Below are 24,170 nucleotides of genomic sequence, written 5' to 3' on the forward strand. Positions count from 1 at the left end.
TAATGTCTTTAATATTATACCACAAAACTATTATGAAGTCAAGAGAATAATATAATTAAAAGAGAAAAAAGTGTCACTACATCAAAAAATTTTTTTCAAAAAAATAGGTGTTTTATCCCCTCAAACCCGCTTTATTCCGTTCGGTTTACTGAAAATTCATCTCTCAACTGTCAAAGTCAGGAAAAAAAGTGCATTTACTAGAGTAAAATTGGACAATATCAAATACTAGAAAGAAATAAGTCTGCTCAAAAAGAATTATCCCAGAGCAGACTTAACATATAACCTCTTTATTATATACTTTTAAATAATCTTTTTACCACAAATCTTTAGCACTGGTAGAAATAGCATGGATCCCATTTTTAAAGAGTTTCAGAACTTCCTCTTCTTTACTTATTAATCCACCAGCTATCAAACATACTTTTGTTCCTATATTTTCTAAAAAATATGGTGCTGCTATCGCTGGTAATATTTCAAAGGCATCAGGTTGAGAAGTTTTTTCCAGAAAATTTACAACAGATTTTAAAGAATTAGAATCTATCAAAAACACCCTTTGAACTGCCATTAAATTTTCTTGCATAGCTGTTTTTATAGCGTTATTTTTTGTAGATATTATTCCATCACATAATTGTTTACGAGCTAAATACTCAATACCTTTTTTATCAGAAGCGATACCTTCTAGTAAATCGATATTGATAAATAATTTTTTATCAAATCGTTTTACAACATGCACAACATCTTCTAAAATCAATATAGATCCTGTAAGCAAGAAGATGATAGGGGATTGCGTTTTAAAGGCATCATCTAAGTCATTTAAATCTCTGATAGCAGGAATTATCGTGTTTTTCTTTATTAAATTACATAAACCTTCCATATTATCTCCTTTTAAGGTACTTTTTTATTTTTTCCTGTCGACACTTCTAGTAGCTATTATATCACTACCTGTGTCTAAGATATTTTGTATAACAACGTCCCCTCTTTTGACTGGTGCTTTTACCTTTGTTTGTTTTAATGTTTTCATTATGTCTTGCATAAGTCTTAACGGAACGGGTTTATCAGACCGAACCGAAGCCATTGGGATTTCCCCATCTTCTACTTTAACGCTTGTTACCACCACTCTTAAGGGATCCGTAATTTCTTGTTTTACAAATTCTAATCCTCTTTTACATCTGTTCCCTTTAACTTCTACAATTTCTATTTCATCCGCATCTGCATAAACAACGTTTATTTTACACCCCAAAGGACATTGTGTACACACTATTTTCTTTTTTTTATATTCAACCGAGTTCATGTGCACTCACCTCTATTTCTTTCAGATTCTTATCATTAAATGGCTTTATGGAAATTTCGATCATTTCAGAAGGTCTAGCTTCTTCTTCCACCAACTTAATTCCAAGAGGTTCTACTGTAACTTCTGCTCTTTTGAAAGTTTTTGAAACTCTAAGGTACAACTTTGTCCTTTCGTTGGGATCTATAGACATCGGATGCAGTATATTTATATTTTCTCCTTTTTTAACCTTTACCTTTTGTTCTGGAAAGTACTGATTTTGTGCATAAAGAGCAGCATATTTACCTGCTTTTTCTCCTTCTCTTGAAACATAATCCACTAAATCAAATACAACGGTACAGTTCCCGGCTGCAAAGATCCAATCTTCAGAGGTTTGATTTGTATTGGATGTGATAAATCCAGGACCAGTTTCAACAAATTTTACAGGATCAGTTAAAGGTATAAGGCCAACGGAGGTTATGAGGGAATCCACGTTAAATATCTTTTCCGTGTTTGGGATGATCTGTCTATTTTCATCAACTTGAGATACGTAAACTTTACTCAATCTCTTATTCCCCTCGACCCTTGTTACGGTATGGGAAAGATACAAGGGAATATTATAATCTCTCAGACATTGTTGAACGTTTCTTTCCAATCCACCTGGGTATGGCAAAATTTCTACTACACCTTTTACTTCTATTCCCTCTAAATGAAGCCTGCGAGCCATTATCAGTCCAATATCTCCTGAACCAAGTATCAAGGCGCTATTAGCCGGCTTGAGATTTTGAAGATTAATGTATTTTTGAGCTACACCTGCGGTAAAAATACCAGAGACCCTATCTCCCGGAACGGCAAGTGAGTTAAAATGTCTTTCTCTTGCACCTGTTGCCATAACTAAAGCCTTTGTTTTTATCTCGTGTATGCCTTTATGATTCACAAAAGTCAATTGTTTATCTTTACTTACATCCAACACAAAAGCACTGTTCAATATTTTCACATTCGTATTCTCTAATTCTTCTTGAAGCGTTTCTTTGAATTCTGGACCAGTTAAATCCTTTCTATAATAATGTATCCCAAAACCATTGTGAATACATTGATTTAAAACTCCGCCGTTTTCTTCTTCTCTTTCTATAAGAATAACGTTGGCGCCATTTTTATCTGCAGCCTTAGCAGCGGCCATTCCACCACCACCACCACCTAATACAACAACATCGGTTTCGTATTTCATTTTGTCCTCACCTCGGAATCTATTATCCACGAACCTTCTTCATTTTGAAGTACTTCTTGTGGTTTTAGCCCTGTCTCTTCGGATATTATTTTCAATATCTTTGGTATGCAAAAACTTCCTTGACACTCTCCAAAAGACGCTCTTGTTATAAATTTAACATCATCTAGAGTCCTTGCACCGTTTTTTATTGCCTCTTTGATCTCTTTTTTTGTTATTTTGTTACAATAACAAATCATTTCTCCGGCATCTTGATCTTCTTGAATGACTCTTTCCCAGTAGTCATAATCCTTTTCCACTAAATGTGGGACTTTTTCTATTTGACTGATGTAATTTTTTCTTTTTTGTAAATTAATATGTAACTTTTCTTGAATAAGATATTCTACAACGTATTTAGCGATCGCAGGTGCAGCGGTTAATCCAGGGGATCTTATACCAGAAACATGTATAACATTTCCTCCACCTACATCGATATGAAAATCTTTTTCCTTTGTTTCAGGTCTTAGACCCGCAAACGTTTTAATTACATTCCTTGAAAAATCTAAAGTTGGAACCAACCTCAAAGATTTTTCTCTGACTTCTAAAAGCCCTTCTTGAGTCGTAGAAAGATCTTGTTTTGATTTCACACCATGAGCAGTAGGCCCAGCTAAATAACCCCCATCCACAGTCGGAACCACCAAACAACCTTTCGTCAACTTAGAGGGAGTTGGAAAAATGACAGCATTTGCATACTTTATGTCCTTTCCTAAAAGATAATACTCACCTTTTACAGGGAAAATATAAGGTACCTCATCTCCAAATAATTTCGCTACCTCATCTGCATACAATCCTGCAACATTAATAACTAAATCAGCTATATAATTGCTCCCATCTTCAAAGAACAATTCAAAATTGTTATCTTTCTTTTTTACTTCAACAAGTTTCTTATTTTTTAAAACTTTTCCTCCATTGATCTCTACCGATTTTGTAGCTTGCATAGCTACTTCCCATGGCTCAGTCACACCTGCTATAGGGCAATAAAAGGATTTTAAAGCACTCTTATTTAAATTTGGCTCCATTTCTAATAGTTCTACCTTATCTAAAATCTCATATTCTTTGACCCCGTTTTGAATTGCTCTTTCTTCCAACTCATCGATCGCTTTTAACTCATCTTCGTTCAATGCAACAACATGTGATCCAACTCTTTTCACTTCTACAGAAAGTTCCTGGGATATCTCATCGTACAATTTATTACCCTTATAACACAGTTCTGACCTTAAACTTCCAGGAGTATCGTCATACCCCCCGTGAATTATTCCAGAATTTCCTTTTGTGACACCTGTTCCTATTCCGTTTCTTGCCTCAAATATGAAGACATCTTCTATATATTTGTTAATTTCTCTTGCGATTAAACTTCCTACTATTCCAGAACCTATAACCGCTATCAACTTTTACCAACCTCCTGATATTATAAAAAAAACCATACCCTTTACGAAATAATTTCGCTTTAGGATATGGTTTTCTCTTATTCTCCACCATTTTATTATTAACTTTTATTTCACCACACATTCTAACATACTTAAATTAAGTGAAAGTTAACAGACTTACAATTATTTGATTATTTTTCTTCAATCCAATTTTTTGCTCTTTCAACGGCTCTTTTCCAACCAGCGTACAATCTTTCCCTTTCATCCTCATCCATTTGAGGAGTAAAAAGGGCATCCCGTTTCCATTTTCTTAATAATTCCTCCTGACCATTCCAATATCCTACTGCCAAACCCGCCAAATATGCTGCACCTAACGCTGTGGTCTCATTAACTACGGGCCTTTCAACCTCTACACCAAGAATATCAGATTGAAATTGCAAAAGGAAATTATTTAATGCGGCACCACCATCTACACGCAGAGTCTTAAGTTTTATACCCGAGTCAGCCTCCATAGCTTCAAGAACGTCTCTTGTTTGATATGCTATAGATTCCAAAGTAGCTCTAATAATGTGCGCTTTTGATGATCCTCTTGTTAATCCAACGATTGTACCCCTTGCATACATATCCCAATAAGGTGCTCCGAGCCCTGCAAATGCTGGCACAAAATAAACACCACCGTTATCTTTGACTTTAGTTGCATAATATTCAGTATCTGCAGCACTATCAACTATCTTTAACTCGTCTCTAAGCCATTGAACAGCAGCACCTGTAACGAAAATAGATCCTTCCAAGGCATAGTTAACCTTTCCATTAATTCCGTAAGCTATTGTAGTTAATAAGCCATGTTTAGATTCAATGGGTTCTTCTCCAGTGTTCATTAACATGAAACAACCGGTGCCATATGTGTTTTTTACCATACCTTTTTCATAGCAAACCTGACCAAACGTAGCAGCTTGCTGATCCCCTGCTATTCCGGCAATGGGTACTTCTGCGCCGAATACATCTACATCGGTATTACCATATATTTGACTCGAAGGTTTTACCTCTGGTAAAAGAGAAAAAGGTATATTTAACTCTTTAAGAAGATCTTCATCCCATTTAAGATCGAAAATATTGTATATCATTGTTCTGGATGCATTGGTATAATCAGTAACGTGAACTTTTCCATTAGTTAGCTTCCAGATTAACCACGTATCTATAGTTCCAAATCTAAGTTTTCCAGCTTCTGCTTTTTCTCTGGCTCCTTCAACATTATCCAAAATCCATTTAATTTTAGTTCCAGAAAAGTAAGCATCTACCATAAGACCTGTCTTATGCTTGATCGTTTCTTCCAAACCTTTTTCTTTCAAATTATCGCAAATTTTTGAAGTCCTTCTATCTTGCCAAACGATTGCATTGTGAACAGGTTTCCCCGTTTCTGCATCCCAAATAACGGTTGTCTCCCTTTGATTAGTTATACCAATCGCACTGATCTGGCTACGTTTAATATTCCCTCGCGCCATGGCATCTGCTATTACTCCCATCGTAGTTGCCCAAATTTCATTTGGATCATGCTCTACCCATCCGGGTTTAGGATAATACTGCATAAATTCTTGCTGTGCTAAACTAACAACATTCCCATCGTGATCAAAAATTATAGCCCGAGAACTTGTAGTCCCTTGATCGATTGATAAAATATACTTTTCCATTACAATCCTCCTAAAAACTTTTTTATACTGATTTTAGAAATTCTAAAACACGCATTTTAACTAACTTTTAAAATTTTCAATTTTTGCACATTTACTTCCTCACAGTATAATTTATTCGATATCACATCATTATTGTCTCGTAAGAGGTCATACCATTGTCGTTATTCAGAAACTCTTTTCAGCTGTAATTATTCCACGTGTGTCTTTCCAATAATAGTTTGACTACAGCAAGGGCATAATAATTTTATCAGAGTCATTACTATAGCATTAAGATTATGGCACTAGGCATTCGAGATATTCCTACAAAAATTTTTATTAAACCAACACGCATATATTATATATGCCTGTTGGTTTGGTATATACTCCACAATATTAAAGACTCAATTCCCTCAATATTCAAATTAAACCACTATATAAGGTAGTGTTGGCAACCGTAATCATTGTAACTAGGAATGTATTTAAAAATACTCCCGTATATATATTACCAGTTCTTTTAAAAAGAACTTTAGAATAAATAGTGGCAACAAGCAGAGTTGGGATAAGGGCAAACAGTAAGATGCTGCTGAGTGACTGGGAAGGGAAGAGTGCTGTTCCGGTAATAAAAAGTTTCCCGTACTGTAATATCAGATACAGAACCAGACCTCCAACATTCAATACAGAGGCAGCCACGTAACCCTTCCATCCCTTCATATGTCCAGTATTAGCATTAACCGTAATCCCGGTCACAAAAAAATACAGGAAAAAGATGGGGGCATATTTCAAAGCAGCAACCAAATGGGTGCTTCCAAAAGTCTTTACAGCCCATGTCCAGATTCTAAAGTCAACTTTGAATACTGTATCAATGATAAACAGAATTAGATATGCAATTAGCACCGCAACCAGGGCTGCTACTAAACTAGCTAAAATAGATTTCCAGTTAACAACAAAACCATACTGCTTGAGAGAAATACTCTGTGAATTTTTATTTAAATAATGGGTGAACAGGCCAATTATTGCTACTACAGATGTTACTACCATGGCCCAATAGAGAATTTGATTTGTAGTTGGTTCATTAAAATAACTGTTCAATTTAAGGACATTTGAAGAATTAATCAAAATCAATAATAAAATAATAGATACGGCAGATAACAGTGCTGGTCCGGTGATGATTGCCTTAAACCCTTCTTTATCTTTCTTTACAAACCCCATAATTACCTTAACTACAGAAAGGGCAATTACAAGCACTGAGAACACCTTAAGAACTGTCATACCCGTTCCGGCTTTATCCATCAGAGTGGGAAAGAATAATGCCGGGAATAAAGCGGAGATACTAAATATAATCCAATAGATGATCTTATCCTTTTTGGTCCCAGGACCTTTAATTTCTGGATTTATCTCTGTTTTTAATTTTGAGAAGAAAGGTAGATCTGATATAAGTAAGACTAACGGGACAAGAAGCAGGAAGAATCCAATCATGGCCACAAATGAAAATAGTTCTTTTAAAAACCATATTTGATTACCAGATGGCAGATTTGCTGAATTCTGATTAGTTGATGTATACTCCTCAAAAGCAACATTATAAAAATCTATCGCATGACCGGTTGTGGTAATTGAAAAATGATTTCTAGGATGAATCTCGCGAGGTGTATAGATAATTCTTTTTCCCCCATTTTCCAGATTATACCAGGTTTCACTCTGTGGCTCAGCAGGATTTCCTAAGAATTTTCGCCCTTCTTCAGTATTAGTATAATCTTTATAGACTACCGACTCTCCTGATGCAAAAGCTTCCTGATCAAAGAAGAATTCATCATAATGAGCTGCAACTTTACCAACTATTCTGGGACCATAAGCCTGGAAAGCTACATCACCAGTTACACCTAAATAACTCGACCAACTATAATCCGAACCCATGGTTAAACCAGCATGTATTTTTCTTATCCCAGTAGTTGCATAATCCTGTTCATCCTGCACCATAGCCATTGTGGATGAAAATCCACCCATAGAATGACCACCAACAGCAATAATCCCATTCCCTGCCTCATCTTTTAATACATAATCTTGTTCATACATATACTGTACTGCATCATAGATACTAGTGGGCCAAAAAGAGAAGAAGGCGCTAGAGCTAGAAAATTCTGTATTGTTTATTGAATGACCGTGGTCATACATATCCAGAGCCAGGACAACATATCCCCTTCTGGAAAGCTCTATTGCCACTGCATCCTGCATTTCACTAGAATTTAAATACCCATGTGTAGTAATAATTGTCGGTCTTGGATCCTGACTATTAGCACCCTTTGGAATATAAAGCAGACCAGATAATTCACCCTTCTCAGTATCAAAACTTATTCTGCTTACCTTAGTAGAATAAAATGAAGTATTAAATAAATGAGCAAGAACACTTCCAAGCAAAATTAAAACTAGGGACAGCATAAGTAATTTTTGATACCTCTTTTTTTTAGCAACAATATCCTTCATCATCTTAACCCCCTCGTATAATATGTTAGTGTCTTTAGAAACTCTAAAACATGCATCTTAACTAACTTTTAATACCTTCAATATTTGATATTTACCTCCTCACCATATAATTTTACTGTCTTCAAAAACTCTAAAACATGTATTGTAACTAACTTTTAATACCTTCAATATTATACTTTTACCTCCTCACTGTATAATTTATTTGATACCACATTTTTATCATCTCGTAAGGAGGTCATTCAATTGTCATTATTCGGTAACTCTTCTCAGCTGTACTTCGATTTCGTATACTCTGATTATTTGAAAGAACATTCTGAATTTTCCTGTCTCCCCTTACGTAACTTCTGAAGCTACTTTCTCTTACTTTAATAAGGAGTTTGGCCCTTCTTATTTGGATAAGGTTATCGTTTTTACCGTCCTTAAAGGTATCAAAGAGGGGATCTTTGATACTAGCTATCTTATTGTCGATTCTTACCATGTTATTTTTAATTTTTTATTCCATTAACTTATTTTTCCTTTTGTTAATTATTGCTTTATCTATTTCCGAAATGGGTATTAAAATTTACATGCCTACGCTTTTTTGCACTAGAAGCGGCAAATACTACAATTACACTTACTTACTTCATTAAAATAGCATACTCTTTACTTCATTGAAACTTTTTTACGCGCAAAGAAAATAATTTCACTATTCCTTGTTTTTACCTAACGATTGTCTTACTTCAAAATAAAAAAACCTTAATAAATACTGCTTCTTATCCAAGAGTAGTTACTCACTCTTCGATATACCAATATTTACTAAGGTTTTCTCTTCTTCTCCACCTTAAGACTTTTATTAACTTTAAGTCTTAAACCTTATTTCAATGTTCCTACATTTTTAAAATTCTTTAGTTCAGAAACTTTTGAATTAATTATACATTAATGTTTTTATATTGTCAAAGTCAATTATAACCATATACAACCAATTACAGTCATTTATCATCGATTAGAGACATTTATCTACTAAATACTTAGTTTTACTTTTTATAAAAAATGTCTACAATCTTTTAAATTAAATCAATTCTTTTTTCAATTCAATTATTTCTTTTTCTAATTCTTCTTTTATTGTTTCATTCTCTCTTTTCGCCTCTAGATATTCTCTTAATTTTTCATGTCTTTTAGAATTTAATGGATACCTAACTGCAGCAATTATTCCTAAAATCAATAAGATTATTGGAACGAAAGAAATTATAAATCTCAATGCAAACAAAAAACTCTCAGGCTGAGGCTGCTCTACACCGTCTATTGGGTTAATAAATCCTGCTAATCCTAATGAAAAGGTAACTCCTGCAACAGCCAAGCCAGATGCTACTTTCCTGACAAACGTCATCAGGCCACTCAAAGTACCCTCTTCTCTTTTACCAAATTTTAACTCAGCAACATCGGTAACATCCCCAAATATAGTATGAGGCATAACTGCGACTGCCGAAACCCCTGCACCTATTATTGCAGCCATTAAAATTATGTGGAACATAGTTACATCAGGAGGCAACGTAAAAAGAATGAATCCCGCAACACACCATACTAATGCACCTAAAATATATGAGATATTTTTGGATGTCTTTTTAGCAATAAAGGCATAAAATGGGATAAAAATAATTTCAGTTATGAAAAGAGCACCTAAAGCTATGGGAAGTAAGCCTTCATTTCCAATATAATATTTAGTATAATAGGCAAAAATGGTTGAAACTACATCTATCGATAAGTAAGCTAGAAGATACATAGCGATAAGGAGTCGAAAGCTTTTGATTTTAAAAGGTTCAAAAAACATATTGAAAAAATTGAAGGTACTCTTCTCTTTTGAAAACTCTTCTCTTTCCTTGGTGAACAGAAAAACACCAACCCACGGAATTGAAAAGATTAAGCCAAACGTTATTGCCATCACTATATAACCTGTTCTGATATCAGAAAAAGCATTCACAATTAACATTGGAAGCACTGCGCAAACCAAACCCGCACCTATCGAAAAGGCAAGTCTATATGAATTTAAAGAAGTCCTTTCATTGTAATCTAACGTTAATTCGGCTCCTAAGGCAGTATAAGGAGTCATAACCATAGTAAATACGGTTGTGAAAGCTATATATGCCATTAGTGCGTAAATGAATTTCCCCAATTGATTAGGAAAACTTGCTGGATACCAAAGAATGAAAAAAGATATAAAGATCAAAAAGGTTCCTGCCAACAAGTAAGGTCTTCTTCTGCCAAACCTTGTTCTTGTATTATCAGTTATAAATCCCATTAAAGGATCTGTAACAGCATCCCAAATTCTACCAATTAGAAGAATGGGAGCAATATACTGCATCCTTAGACCGATGACATCGGTAAGGAAGATAGCATAGAAAAAATTTATTATATTGAAAGCACCACCACCAAAAATATCTCCCGATGCATAGAATAACTTAGTTTTCAAAGGTAGTTTTTCACTATTCACTTTTTCATCTCCTTTATGGAATTAATAAGAACAAAGTTTTAAACCTTAATTACCCAATTTAAATAAGTTCTTTATCTCCTGGTTAGACAACTCAGTTATCCAGCTTTCTCCTGTCTTTATAATATTTTCAGATAACTCTTTCTTTTTTTCTAGCATCTCATTTATTTTCTCTTCAAAAGTTTCTAAGGTGATGAATCTGTGAACTATCACGTCTTTTGTTTGACCAATCCTGAAAGTTCTATCGGTTGCCTGACTTTCCACTGCCGGGTTCCACCACAGGTCGTAATGTATGACGTGGTTTGCTGCCGTTAAATTTAATCCAGTACCCCCAGCTTTTAAAGATAGGATCATAATTGGGTATCTATGCTTTGTTTGAAAGTCGTTTATCATTTCATCTCTCTTTTTTCTGTTGAGTCCTCCATGGAAAAATAGAGGTTCTATCTTAATGTTGTCTGTCAGTATCTTTGTTAATATACCTCCCATCTCTTTGTATTGAGTGAAAAGTACCACTTTTTCGTTGTTGTCTATAATATTTTGAAGTAGGTCCAATAATTTCTCTGTTTTACCAGAATCATCTGGTAAAGGAACTCCTTTTTTAGTGTAGTTAACAGGATGATTGCAGATCTGTTTAAGTGATGTCAACATTTTAAGTATTAATCCTTTTCTTTGAATGCCATCAGCTTCCATCTTTTCCAACTCTTCTTCTACGTGTTCAACAACCTCTTTATAAAGTGCAATTTGTGATGGTTTTAAGTATACATATTCGTCGTATGTGAACTTTTCCGGAAGGTCTTTTATGATATTTTTATCAGTTTTAATTCTTCTTATCAAAAATGGATTTATCAAACTTTGTAACCTTTTTGTTGCGGTTGTATCCCCGTATTTTTCAATAGGTTTTGCGAAGGTTTCTACAAAACGATTCTTTCCACCCAAATATCCAGACATAAGGAAATCGTATAAGCTCCATAATTCAGTTAATCTGTTTTCTATGGGAGTCCCTGTCATTGCGATCCTCTTTGGAGCGCGGAGGGCTTTTACCGCTTTGGTTTGTTGCGCATCCGAATTTTTTATGTTTTGCGCTTCGTCTATAACAACCATTGAAAATTCTTTTTTCGTTAGAAATTCAACCTCGTTTCTCACTACACTGTAAGTTGTTATAATTACATCTGAATTATCCTCAAACTTTCTATCGCTTCCATGGTAAATACTTACATTCAAAGTAGGTGCAAATTTTTTACACTCCTTGTACCAATTCCCAACAAGTGTCGTTGGGCATATCACTAAAACCGGATTTTCTAAGGCTTTTTCTTCTTTCATTTTGAGAATTACTGATATAACTTGGACCGTCTTACCCAACCCCATATCATCCGCTATACAAACGTTGAAACCTTTTTCTAAGTTCGTGTACAACCATCTGAATCCAGTTTTCTGATAATGCCTTAACTCCGCATTAAGATTTTTTGGCAATCTTACCGGAGAAACTTTCCTCAATTCTTCTAAAAACTTTTGAAGCTTGTTATCTAATATCACGGGAAGACCGTTCATCTCTTGTGAAAGTATAACTTTCAAAGTTTCAAAGTCTGAGGTTAAGTTTATATTCTTGACCTTTTCCATAATAGACTCAAACTCGTTGGCACCCAAAAACACGTAATTTTCTTTTATCTTAACTATCCCTTTTGATTTTTTTGCCAGCTTTTCGAACTCTTCAAGTGAAATTTCTGAATCTCCTATGAGTATGGTGTAATTGAATCGTATGAGCTTGGACAAAGATAAAAAGGATACGTGACTGCCTGTAGAATTCGCTTTTAGGGCAAGTTTTGGTCTTGAAACCTTTTGGAGCGCTTTTGGAGCTAGTATTTCAACGTTCAGTAGTTTCAATATGGGCATCGCATTTATCATTATTTCAGATAATTGTTGCGTAGTGACAATTATTTTAGAACTTTTCTTCTTTAAAAACTCACCAAAGAATTCCGCGTATTTTGCAATAGTTACAATCTCTTTCAAGACCTCTGACTTTCCATCTTCTTGGCTTTCAAAGAAAGTTTTTATATCTTGGTAAGTATCAAAAGGCTCATCTTTTCTGTAGATATCGAGTGATAGGTTGAAAAACAACTCTCCCATATCCTCTATACTAATAACCAATTGATACTTGCTTTGCCTCAAAAGTAAAGGTTCAAGATAGTTTTTTATACTTTCGTAGGTTCTTTTTTCTTCAAATTTTTGGGTGGTGTACACTTTGGATTCAAAGAACACATCGGTTATTTTATTTTTCACTTCTGTTTTGTAATACTTTTTGATGAGATATTTGATGTACTGGGATACAAGGTACTCAACGATTTTATCCCTTTTCATATACTGACCTTTTTCGTTCACTACTAGGCTCCCAGGAACGATAGAACTTAAATAATTAACGTAGTCTTTTACATAATCGTTAAAGTAAACAGGTGAGTAATCGATAACGAAGTCTTCTTCGTTAATCTTTTGTGGAGTAGGGATAAATGCCTTCATGTCTATAAGCCTGTATACGAAAGAAACCAATCTTTTTAAAAACAGTGATGCTTCACTGTCCTCATCGGTTTCCACAAGAGGTATCGATCCAAATAAATCAAACAAATCTTCATAATACACAGTATAATGGCTTTTTTCTTTTTTACATTTTAATTCTTCTAGCGGTTCACCTTCTAAAATAATATTTGGAGTAATGGGAGAATAAATAAATTTTATTTCTGTCTCTTTGAAATATGGGTTAAACCCTTCATCTACCCTCCCATCTTCTTCGCTTATAGCTTTCGATAACTGATTGTACATCCTCAACAGAAGGTTTTTAAAGTTTTTCCCATCGTAAAAATAGGCTTCATCAGGTAGTGGGTTTATAACCTTTTCTATCTCATATTTTTCATACGAAGGGTCTGGTTGTTCTGTTGGTTTCGAAGGCTCTTCCTTTTTATCTGTAAAGATAGAATCAGAAGTTTTTTCTGTCTCTTTAGCGATTTCTATCAAATCTTTCTTTTTCATGCCGTGCATTTCAAAGATCAAAAAAGGGTCTTTGTCTATCTCATCGGCTATAATATAGTAAACGGCTGCCAAATGTTTACAAGGATTTGCCCAATCAGGACATGAACAATGCGCATCTATCTCATTCCAACTTTGTGGGAACAACTTTATTCCCATATTATTGGTGATATCTAAAAGTTCTTCGGGAAGATTCCCACCAATTAACATAGCAGAAAGGTCTAATCTTTCATTTAGTACCTTTTTGATTTTTTCTTTCTCTTCTTTCGTAAAAGAAGGTAAAGCTATCTTTTCCCTGTACGGATTTGGCCTCGTACCTTGAACCCTTGCTGATATTACAGAGTTTTTTTGAATTTTAATCTCCAAAACCGCTCCTTTTTTTGCGTAATTTCTACCGCGAGGCAATCTGTTAGTGTCTCTGTCGATATTTTTCAAGGCCTCTACCCATTTTTTACCCCACCAGCTTTTTCCAAAAACGTATTTTCCTCCCATTTTTGCTTTTTCTACCTTCCTTCGTAATTACTTTTTAAGAAGGGATTTTGGAGGTTCCTCTTCAAAATCCCTTAGTTTAGTATAGATTATGATAAATAATATTTAGGATTAGTTGGAATAAAATTAAATTTCTCAGGTGCATTTTTATGCACCAAGAGTCTGATCAACTTTCCATGGAAATCGCATTCTACCAAATTATGAGAAGAATCGTAGATATGACTTTCTATCGTCTGAACTTCGAATCCTTCATCTTTAATGACTATTTCTTCAGGTCTAAAGCATAACTTGTAATTACCATCCTCTTTATTCACTTTTAATTTATTTAATACGTTGCCATCTTTGACTTCAACGTCTATTGTGTTCAATCCTAATCTGGAAGTAAGTTCCATAACTTTTAAGTTTGATGGGTTCTGGTAAACATCGAAGGTTTCTCCAAATTGCAGAAGTTCTCCATCATCCAGTATAGCAAGGTAATCACTTACTGACAAAGCATCTTCGGGATCACTGAAAACCGCAATCGTTGTTTTATCTAACTCTTTTATAAATCTTTTGAGCAAAGCTCTCATTTCTACGTGGAGCTTTCTATCCAACTGACTCAGCGGTTCATCAAGGAGCAACAACCTACAATCGTGTAATTTCTCTCTCCCAAAGGCGATCAACTGCTTCATGCCTTCGGGCAATTCATCAGGCTTTAATTCTAAATAATTTGGTAAACCATCTAACTCTTCTGCAGCTTTTATCGCTATCTTATACACTTCTTTTTTCTTTTCTCCACCAATGTACAAAGGAAAGCCCAAATTCAATTTCGTATCTAAATGTGGAAAAATTGCATAGTTTTGAAAGACAAAGCCAACTTTCCTGTCTCTTGGAGAATACTTTTCTATCCTTTCGTCTTCAAAGATAATTGCTCCAGACTCAGTTTTATTCAAACCTGCAAGTGTTCTTAATAGTACCGTCTTACCTGAACCTGAAGGTCCTAAAATAGATAAAACTTCTCCACCAGGTAATTCAAAAGAGATATTTTTTAGCCTGAATTCACCAACGTGAGAACTTAGATTTTCTACCTTTAAAGAAACATCATTGGTTACTTCAACCATTATTTTTCACCTCCTTTGCCAGATAATAGAGCAAAGATTGAGGTTACTTTTTCACTGAAATTATATCATATTTAACTTAGGATTAATTATAATATTTATGATTTTAGAAATTTTGATTTTATAAGAGTAACAGTGTTAATCCATTCCTCCGGCTCTGAGAACGAATTGCAATATAACCCCATTTGATAAAGTGTCATTCATAACTTGACTTTTGCTTAATACTACAATACAATATAAATAAAAATAATGAGTGTGAGATTATCAAATATAGTTTTTTGGAGGAAAATATGGAAAATAACGGTTTTAAAAGTGGTTTTGTTGCCTTGGCAGGAAAGCCTAACGTAGGAAAATCAACATTGATAAACGCTTTGTTGGGTCAAAAAGTGGTTATCGTTTCTGACAAACCACAAACCACAAGAAATAGAGTAAACTGTATATTAACGGAAGATCATTATCAAATAGTCTTTGTAGACACCCCGGGTATTCACAAACCTATAAGAAAAATCGGGGAATACATGGTCAATATCGCAATAAATGCATTGAAAGGTGTTGACCTGATACTTTTTATAATTGATGCAAAGGATGGTTTAAGAAATTCCGATTTAAGAGTTGCTGAACTAGTTGATAAATCAAAAATTCCTACCATTCTTCTTGTCAACAAAGTTGACCTAGTAAAAGATAAAGAAAAAATTAACCTGATGACAGAAAAAATACAAAGTTTGTGTTCGAATATACTTAAAACCATTGAAATTTCCGCTTTGACGGGTAAAAATCTTTTTGAATTAAAACAAAGTATTATAGATTTATTACCCGAAGGTCCCCAATACTACCCAGAAGATATGATCACGGATAAACCGTCAAGGTTCATCATTTCTGAGCTAATTCGGGAAAAAATCTTTCATTTAACAAAGGAAGAGATCCCTCATTCAAGCGGGGTAGTTATAGAAGAATTGAAAGAAAGAGAAAACGGCGTTTTGTACGTAAGAGCAGAAATTTATGTTGAAAAGAAAAGTCAAAAACCTATTATAATAGGTAAAAACGGAAGTATGATTAAAAAGATCGGTCAATTGGCAAGACAAGACATAGAAGAACTTTTTGAAAGAAAAGTCTACCTCGATCTTTACGTAAAGGTTCGTGAAAAATGGAGAGACGACAAAAATATTTTAAATAACGTTATGGAATACAAAGTAGAAGAAACAAAAGATGGAAAGTAAACTTTTGTAAGCAATTTAATCAATTCTAAAAGCCTTGTCAGCTTCTATAATCTCCTTCGCAACATCAACTAACTTTTTGTTGGAATTTCTACTCTTTTTTTGCAAAAATTTCATAGATTCTTCTTCGTTCAATCGTAATCTTTCCATTATGATACCTTTGGCTTTTTCTATTAATTTCCTTGATTCCAAAGTTTCTTTGGTTACTTCTAATTCATTTTTTAAATTCTTAATATCCTCAAATCTAGAAAGAGCGATTTCAATCGCAGCTTTCAAATCTGATTCATCTATTGGCTTTATTAAGTACCCTAATACTCCCAGATTTTTTGCTCTATCGATCAATTCTTCATCATCGTAACCGCTTACAATCAATGTGGGAATAAAAACTTTCTCGCTTATCCTTCTTAATGCCTCCAAACCATTCATAACAGGTAGATTGATATCAGCTATAATCATATCCGGCTTTTTTTCTAAAGCTAATTTGACCAGCTCTTCACCGTTTGTAGCTTCTCCTACTACTTTACACCCTAGATTTTCTAAGTTACTTTTTAACCCCATTAAAATTAAATATTCATCCTCGGCGATCAGTACTTTCAAATCCTTCATAGTTTAACCCCCAACATCTTTAAATTTTCTCCATTTCTTCAACAGAAATATTCTTACTAATCTGTTTTAACGGGATCTCAATTCGAACTTTAGCACCTTTAGAGTTTTCGACTTCTATTTCCCCATTTAGTTGTTTGGTAATTATAGAATACACAATCGATAAACCAAGTCCCTGGGTTTTTTTTATATCAAAATTTTGGGGGAAACCTACTCCGTTATCTGAAATCACTAGTTTTATTGATCCGTTCTCAAATTTTGAAATAATAGTAATCTCACAATTATCTTTACCAACAAAAGCATATTTAAAACTGTTAGTAACCAACTCGTTCACCACCAAAGCTATAGCGGTGGCCTTGCTATATGAAACGAAAATATCCTGCAATTCAAAGTTAAATTTGACCCCTTCCCTTGTACTGCTCATGAATTTGGCTATCTTAATTATCACATCTTTGAGGTTAATAATGCTTCTACTCAATTTATCTTTCGATAACAATTCATGCACAGCGGCGATGCTTTTTATCTTTGACATTAAATCATCGAGCATCTCTGTTACATCTTTCCTGGGATCTTTTTTGATGGACATTTTATACAAAGACATTAAACTAATTATAGACTGTAGATTATTCTTGATTCGATGATGACTCTCTTGTAACAATACAGAACTTCCAACTAACCTTGTATCATGAATCGCTAAAGCAGCTTGATGGGCTATAGTTTCTAAATACTTTATCTCTTCTTCTGAATAAATATATACTTCTTTGTAATATATGTGGATTATGCCACTCAACCTTGATCTTATGTACAAAGGAACACATATAAAACTACATATATCTTTGTTGATTTTGAAGAATTTTTCGAATCCTCTATCTCTTTTTGAAAAATAATAAACTTTTTCATCGCCGATTAAATTTAAGATTTCTGATTCATTCGGCTCAACTTCCACGTTCTTATTTTGTTTGTAGAAAACCTTGTCTATTATTGCGTTTGTGTCCTCATCCATCAGAGATATTCCACACGCATCTGCCTTCATAGCTTTTGCAGCATTTTTCGCAAGTAGATTCATAAGATCATCTAACTCATATTCTGATGTTAAATATTCTGCTGCTTCAAAGACCGATTCAATTAGTTGACTTTCTTCAGGATTTACATTGTTGTCATCAGAGTTAAATCCCATAATTTTGTTTATCAATTTTTTAGGATTATTTTTTACTTCTTGAGAGTCCAGAATTTCGGTGATCTCACCTTCATTCAATATTGCTATCTTATCAGCGATTCTCAAGGCATCTTCCCATTGTTTAGTTATATAAATTACACTTTTGCCTTCTTTTTTGTGTGTTCTTATCATATTGTGAAGGTTCATCAGAGAACTTAAAGAAATATTCTCCGCTGGTTCGTATAAAATTACAACATCTGGATTAACAGAAAACGCTCTTACAAACGCCAAATTTTTCTTTTCTTCTAGTGTAAGATCCCCTACTTTCATATCTGGTGGTAAGTTCAAATTATGCTTTTTTAAAATTTCCTCCACTACGCTTTGGATTCTCCTTTTAGAATAAAAAATAGATTGTTTCTGATTATAAGAAGTATCTAAAAACAAATTTTCAGAAACAGAGAGGTTCTCTAATAATTTAGGTTTTTGATTAATAATTTCTATCTTATTTTTCTTTAGATCATATAGGCTGAAAGGTACAAGTTGCCCCCTATGATGCAATTTTCCATCTGCTGGTAACTTACCAATTAATCCATTGATAATAGCATTCTTACCTGAGCCTTCTTGACCAACAATGGCCATAACTTCCCCCTTTTGTATTTCTAAGGAGAATTTTTTTAAAAGTTCCGTGTCTTGATCTTTTACACAAAAATTTTGAATTTTAAAAATTTTTTCTGGCATTTATTATCACCACAAAATTGATTAATTTCATTTTTTATTATATCAAATTTCATATTTATTAGAAAAACTGAGGATTTTCTTATTATTTGGCTTTATTTCCTGCTAATTGAGTGTGATTGCTTATAATCGCTTGTAATCAGATTTGACATAAAAATGAAAATATGATTAAATGTTTTTAGAAAGTCATCCTCAAGGGTGGGGTGACAATATTCAATAAAAAAATCAATAATATGAGGTCATGAATGCCTTAGTATATTGAAATATATACTAAGGCATTTTTTGTTTGGTAGGTTTTTTTAGTCACTTTGCAAGGACAAAATTAGAGCCTCTAGAAATAGAAAAATTTTGAAAATGGGAGGTGGTTTTTATGAGGGTTAGAAAAAAAGATAAAATTTTTCGGTTTTCAGAGAATTAGTAAAAAGAGTTTCATATATTTAATGGAAATGCATAATAAAGAAGGGAGGAATTTTGGAAAAATTATTTTTTTATAACCATGATTTGATGGAGATTCTGGATACTAACGAAACCTAAAAGTGAGATTTTGATGAACAAGAATCATTCGAAAATCCAAAAATCTAGAAGGAGGTAGGAATATAATGAAGAATATAAGTAAGATAGGTTTTATAGTTTTTTTTGTTTTAACTTTTGCAGTTACTATAGCTTTTGCCCAAGGAATTTCTGTGAGCCAGGATTTACCCGATAACCCGGTTATGAGCACAGGCCCCTTAGGCGAGCAAGCTACATCAGCAAAAACACTTTCTCTTACTGCTGCTGAAGTTGACAAAATAAGAGCTGGCAATTATACTGCAGCTATTTCTTTTCACTACTCTGGTAACGATTGGTCGAAAGCCCAAGCTCGTGCCTTGCAAGAAACCTTTGAAAAAATGGGTATAGAAGTTGTTGCCATTACTGACGCCCAATTTAAACCAGAAAAGCAGGTGTCGGATATTGAAACTATTATGGCTATGAATCCAGACATTATTGTCAGTATTCCAACTGATCCAACGGCTACGGCACCTGCATATAAAAGAGCAGCAGAAGCTGGCATAAAATTAATATTTATGGATAACGTTCCTGCTAATATGAAACCTGGAAGAGATTATGTCAGTGTTGTCTCTGCTGATAACTATGGTAATGGTGTAGTTTCAGCCGAGATTATGGGGGAAGTTCTGAATGGTAAAGGTAAGATAGGGATGATATTTCATGATGCAGATTTTTTTGTAACAAAACAAAGAGCACAGGGGTTCGAAGATACAATTAAAAAAGAGTTCCCCAATATAGAAATTGTAGCTCGTGGCGGATTTATAGATCCTAATAAATCTGCTGGTGTGGCATCAGCTATGATCACCAGAAATCCAAATTTAGAGGGTATTTGGGTCAATTGGGATGTTCCAGCTGAAAGCACAATTTCTATCTTAAGGTCATCAGGAATAAACGATATTGTAATTACAACTTGTGATTTAGGAGAAAATGTAGCAATAAACATGGCACAAGGTGGCATGGTTAAAGGCATAGGAGCCCAGTTACCATATTGGCAGGGAGTTGCAGAAGCAATAATTGCTGGGTATTCATTACTAGGTAAAGATGTCGCCCCCTATTATGCTGTTCCCGCTTTGAAAGTTACTAGAGACAACTTACTTGAAGCCTGGAAAACTGCATACAACACTGAACCACCTGAAACCATTACCCGTTATTTCAAATAAAGTGAAAATAGTGATATTTTGTAAAAATATTCACTTCTAAAATGAAAAAGAACAGTGATTAACAAAATGAAAAATAAGTTAATAAGGGGAAGAAAAAAACACAATGTTGGAAAACTATTTAATATAATACTCTTTGAAAATTTTAATATAGTTTATAAGATAGGAAAATTTTTTGTAAAAAAGGACGAAAGCATAATTCTTGTCATAGGCAGAAGCAGGGGAAACAAGGGTGAAGATGGGGACGTTGAAAAAAGATTTCTCTTAAGGAAATGAATCAACTCCCTTACTGTAAAACCTTTAACTTTCTGAACGAAAATAGCCTTAAGTAAAGCCCGACGGGAGTACCCTGTTCTGCCCATCATATTACTAAAATGTGGGACAACAAACCAATCCAGATAATAAAGATGTGGTATCAAATAAATTATATAGTGAGGAAGTAAAAGCATTAATATTGAAGGTATTAAAAGTTGGTTACAATGCATGTTTTAGAGCTTCTAAAGACACTAAAAAATATACAAAAAAGGAGGAGTACAGCTATGACTGAGCATGTTCGAATCAACAATGAAAATTTCGTTGTTGACGGACGAATAATATCTATGTACAGTGGTTCTATACATTATTGGCGCATTAAACAGGAAAGATGGAGTGAAATATTGGATAAGGTAAAAGGGTTAGGCTTTACTGGAATAACCACCTATATTCCTTGGGAAATTCACGAAATTACAAAGGGGACCTTTGACTTTGGCGAGATTGAAACAAGCAAAGATATTGACAAGTTTCTTTCGTTATGTGATGAAAAAGGATTAACTGTGTCAGTAAGGCCCGGACCCCAAATCAATTCTGAATTAACTTGGTTTGGTTTTCCAGAAAGAATTATAAAAAATGCCAATTATCAAGCTAAAAATCCAAAAGGCGGTAAAGTTATACTTAACCAGGTACCAAAACCAATACCTGCATTATCTTATACCAATGAAAATTTTCTTGCAGAAGTAGATATTTGGTATGATGCTATTTGTCCTATTCTAGAAAAGCACCAGCCTCCAAAAGGTAATCTTGTTGCTGTACAAATAGACAATGAAATGGGATACTTTTTCCACATTAATCCTTATACAACAGATTACAGCGAAAGCTCAAAAACCCTTTACAGAAGTTTTTTGAAAGAAAAATATGAAAGTATTCAAAAACTTAATAATATGTATCACTCAAATTACCTTTGTTTTGAAGAAATCAATCCACCCGTTCGTTTCGAAGGGGCTTCAAAAGATGAGTTGCCATATTATTTAGATTGGATTGAATATCGTGAATATTATTTAATAAATAGTATAAGAAATTTAGGAAATCGCATGAGAAAGAGAGGTATAAATGTTCCTCTTTTTCATAACTATCCTCATCCTTTAGGACCAGGAGGTGCGTCAGGTGCCCCTTCAACTCCGTTTAACCTGCCCAAATTAGAGGAAGAAATAGATTTTGTCGGTTTTGATATTTATTCCAAAAAAGAACTATATAACCATGTGAAAACTATTACATCATATGTTGCAGGATGTAGTAGATTTCCTTATATACCTGAATTGGGAACCGGTGTATGGCCTTGGTATATAAAACCAGGAAATATTGAGGACGAAGCATTTACTACAAAAGCTGCATTAATGCACGGAATAAAGGAATTCAATCGATATATGTTGGTAGACAGAAATAAATGGCTAGGATCTCCAATTTCTCATAAAGGAGAAATCAACAAAAAATCCTACCCTATACATGAAAAAATTACGAAAAATTTAATGAAATTTAGATGGAATGACTTTGATAAACAAACGGATGTGCTTCTAGTGGTCAACCGAGACTATGATAGGCTCGAAGCAGCAACGACACTACTTCCGGTAGAAGGAGATTTTCTTGAATCAGTATTTGGATTTTCTGAATATCCAGATTCTAAAATTGTTTCAACAAATACTTTCGGTTTTAAAAAGCCAATACAAATAGAGAAAAGTAACTGGTTCGATACTTTCTACAAAGCTTTGAGTTCCGGAGGTTTTTCATTTAACCTTGGTGATACTGAACAGGTTTTTGAAAAATGGATGAAATATAAAGTTGTTGTAATAACATCATTTGAATATCTAAGTGAGGAAATTAGTAAGAAATTAATCAAATATATCGAAATTGGAGGAAATCTGATAATTGGTCCAAGCATTCCTGAATTAAACGAGAGTTTCAAAGAAACCTCATCTTTAAAGTTATTTGTAGAAAAGGCTCACAGAGAAATTATCAAAAATTCAACGAATAAAGCTATTGAAAAATACTCTATCGGGAAAGGTAATTTATTTGTAATTTCAGAAAAAGAGACAGTTAAAAGTTCAATAGAAAATATATTAGGTAATTTAAAAGTCTCAAAAATCAGAATGAATAACGAAAAGCTAGATGCCGTATTGTATAAACACAAATCAAAGGACGAATTTATTCTCTTTATCGCAAATCCTACCTTTGAAGAGATAGATGCAGAAATTGAGTTACCAATTAGTACAAATATGGTGACAGATGTATGGAATGAAGAAGAAATTAAAACTGAAAATGGGATACTTAAAGATAAATTATCACCTTATGAAATTAAAATATTAAAACTATAATAAACAAAAAATAGAAAGGAGAAGAATTGAGATGTTAGACAAAAACCCATTAATGATTGATTTGGATATTGATCAATGGTCAAAGCTTCATAATGAATTTCTACTGGGGGTTAGAGAGAAAAAAAGAATCACTCTAATCCATGAAAAAGGAAAAGTTTTGAACATAACCCATTCACACAATGAATCCATTAATAGGCCAATAAGCATAGTTGTGGATCCTCAACGAGATGCTAAAGAATTGTTTGAAGCGAATAAAGAAAGTACAGAACTAGTTATAATTTTAGATAGAGGTAGTGTTGAAACCTACTATGATGAAGTCCAATCCGCTTGGACAGCTGAAGAAGATCTTGATCATTACATGTACAGAATGTATTCAAAACTTGATTGTTACTATCCAGGAATAGTGACATATCCTGGACCGGCCAGCAAGCAACTTGGTCTTCAATGGTTACTGCCGGGAAAACCGGGTTTTCTTGAAGTTGAATCTCTAATAAATAATTTTGTAGAGAAAAGTACTGTTGTTACTATGGCAGTTTTTGAAGATTCTACCAAATTATGGACAAGTTTAATTCTAGGATTCAATGAAAAAAAGAAGATATCTTTAATAACATCAGTTAAACAAGGCTTGATAGAAAAGAACTGGAGAAATGAATATTCAAAAATTAACAGTTGGGTTAATGATAGTTATTGGAAGATTGGACTTGCTATCTACATGAGCAAAGAAACGTATCAAGAAATTTCAGAAAGTAAAGATTGTGGATATAAGTTTAAGCAGCTTTGTTCTGATGGCACAATAATTGTAGACCCCAGTAATAATAACCTAGACACTTTAATTGCAAAATACGAATTGCACGAATTAAGTTAAGAAAACTAATTAATTTTAATATATTCTCTTCAGAAATCCCCAAAAACAAAAATTAATGAAAGGTAAAATTAGTTAAGGCAAGAAGAAAAAGAGCTAAAATATTGGATAATTATCCAATAAGCTCTTTAAAAATTGAAAAGTAATTAGAAATGAAGTATTTTTAGG

Annotated in this window: 16 protein-coding genes; 5 read left to right on the top strand and 11 right to left on the bottom strand. The window is 33.7% G+C overall.

Going from position 1 to position 24,170, the window contains the following annotated elements; genetic code table 11:
• Positions 1-313: 313 nt before the first annotated feature.
• From X929_RS00450 to X929_RS00495, 9 genes are all read right to left on the bottom strand, one after another.
• Positions 314-871, bottom strand: a complete 558-nt coding sequence (locus tag X929_RS00450) for a glycerol-3-phosphate responsive antiterminator (RefSeq protein WP_103066109.1) — start codon at positions 869-871, stop codon at positions 314-316.
• Between the two features lie 24 nt (positions 872-895).
• Positions 896-1,288 carry a DUF1667 domain-containing protein gene (locus X929_RS00455; protein ID WP_103066110.1) on the bottom strand — a complete coding sequence of 131 codons (393 nt, stop codon included), beginning with the start codon at positions 1,286-1,288 and terminating at the stop codon, positions 896-898.
• Positions 1,275-2,492 carry an NAD(P)/FAD-dependent oxidoreductase gene (locus X929_RS00460; RefSeq protein ID WP_103066111.1) on the bottom strand — a complete coding sequence of 406 codons (1,218 nt, stop codon included), beginning with the start codon at positions 2,490-2,492 and terminating at the stop codon, positions 1,275-1,277. Before X929_RS00460 ends, X929_RS00455 begins: the two co-directional genes overlap by 14 nt.
• A complete protein-coding gene (locus X929_RS00465) occupies positions 2,489-3,916 on the bottom strand; it encodes an NAD(P)/FAD-dependent oxidoreductase (RefSeq protein ID WP_103066112.1) in 1,428 nt (475 codons plus the stop codon). Before X929_RS00465 ends, X929_RS00460 begins: the two co-directional genes overlap by 4 nt.
• Positions 3,917-4,086: 170 nt before the next feature.
• Positions 4,087-5,583: a glycerol kinase GlpK gene (gene glpK / locus X929_RS00470; RefSeq protein ID WP_103066113.1), complete on the bottom strand. Its 1,497-nt coding sequence runs from the start codon at positions 5,581-5,583 to the stop codon at positions 4,087-4,089.
• Between the two features lie 396 nt (positions 5,584-5,979).
• Positions 5,980-8,043 carry an alpha/beta hydrolase family protein gene (locus X929_RS00475; RefSeq protein ID WP_211286701.1) on the bottom strand — a complete coding sequence of 688 codons (2,064 nt, stop codon included), beginning with the start codon at positions 8,041-8,043 and terminating at the stop codon, positions 5,980-5,982.
• 1,045 nt (positions 8,044-9,088) lie between these two features.
• Positions 9,089-10,507, bottom strand: a complete 1,419-nt coding sequence (locus X929_RS00485) for an MFS transporter (RefSeq protein ID WP_103066116.1) — start codon at positions 10,505-10,507, stop codon at positions 9,089-9,091.
• A 45-nt stretch (positions 10,508-10,552) separates the two neighbouring features.
• A complete protein-coding gene (locus X929_RS00490; protein ID WP_103066117.1) occupies positions 10,553-14,011 on the bottom strand; it encodes a DEAD/DEAH box helicase in 3,459 nt (1,152 codons plus the stop codon).
• Between the two features lie 86 nt (positions 14,012-14,097).
• Positions 14,098-15,108 carry an ABC transporter ATP-binding protein gene (locus tag X929_RS00495; RefSeq protein WP_103066118.1) on the bottom strand — a complete coding sequence of 337 codons (1,011 nt, stop codon included), beginning with the start codon at positions 15,106-15,108 and terminating at the stop codon, positions 14,098-14,100.
• A gap of 287 nt (positions 15,109-15,395) precedes the next feature.
• On the opposite strand from X929_RS00495, the gene era reads away from it, so the two are divergent.
• A complete protein-coding gene (gene era / locus X929_RS00500; protein ID WP_103066119.1) occupies positions 15,396-16,322 on the top strand; it encodes a GTPase Era in 927 nt (308 codons plus the stop codon).
• A gap of 15 nt (positions 16,323-16,337) precedes the next feature.
• On the opposite strand, the gene X929_RS00505 is transcribed toward era, so the two are convergent.
• Together X929_RS00505 and X929_RS00510 are read right to left on the bottom strand one after the other, a co-directional pair.
• Entirely contained in the window at positions 16,338-16,925 is a 588-nt protein-coding gene (locus tag X929_RS00505; RefSeq protein WP_103066120.1) for an ANTAR domain-containing response regulator, read from the bottom strand.
• A gap of 19 nt (positions 16,926-16,944) precedes the next feature.
• Positions 16,945-18,816, bottom strand: a complete 1,872-nt coding sequence (locus X929_RS00510; protein WP_103066121.1) for an ATP-binding cassette domain-containing protein — start codon at positions 18,814-18,816, stop codon at positions 16,945-16,947.
• 596 nt (positions 18,817-19,412) lie between these two features.
• On the opposite strand from X929_RS00510, the gene X929_RS00515 reads away from it, so the two are divergent.
• The 4 genes from X929_RS00515 to X929_RS00530 all read left to right on the top strand — a co-directional run bounded on the left by X929_RS00515 (position 19,413) and on the right by X929_RS00530 (position 24,005).
• Entirely contained in the window at positions 19,413-20,519 is a 1,107-nt protein-coding gene (locus tag X929_RS00515; RefSeq protein ID WP_103066122.1) for a substrate-binding domain-containing protein, read from the top strand.
• A gap of 66 nt (positions 20,520-20,585) precedes the next feature.
• Positions 20,586-20,792 carry a hypothetical protein gene (locus tag X929_RS00520; protein WP_103066123.1) on the top strand — a complete coding sequence of 69 codons (207 nt, stop codon included), beginning with the start codon at positions 20,586-20,588 and terminating at the stop codon, positions 20,790-20,792.
• A 263-nt stretch (positions 20,793-21,055) separates the two neighbouring features.
• Positions 21,056-23,140, top strand: a complete 2,085-nt coding sequence (locus tag X929_RS00525) for an alpha-amylase family protein (RefSeq protein ID WP_169924902.1) — start codon at positions 21,056-21,058, stop codon at positions 23,138-23,140.
• Between the two features lie 31 nt (positions 23,141-23,171).
• Complete coding sequence (locus X929_RS00530) at positions 23,172-24,005, top strand: hypothetical protein (protein ID WP_103066125.1); 834 nt, start codon at positions 23,172-23,174, stop codon at positions 24,003-24,005.
• Positions 24,006-24,170 lie beyond the last annotated feature (165 nt).

Source organism: Petrotoga olearia DSM 13574, from assembly GCF_002895525.1.
Lineage (GTDB): Bacteria > Thermotogota > Thermotogae > Petrotogales > Petrotogaceae > Petrotoga > Petrotoga olearia.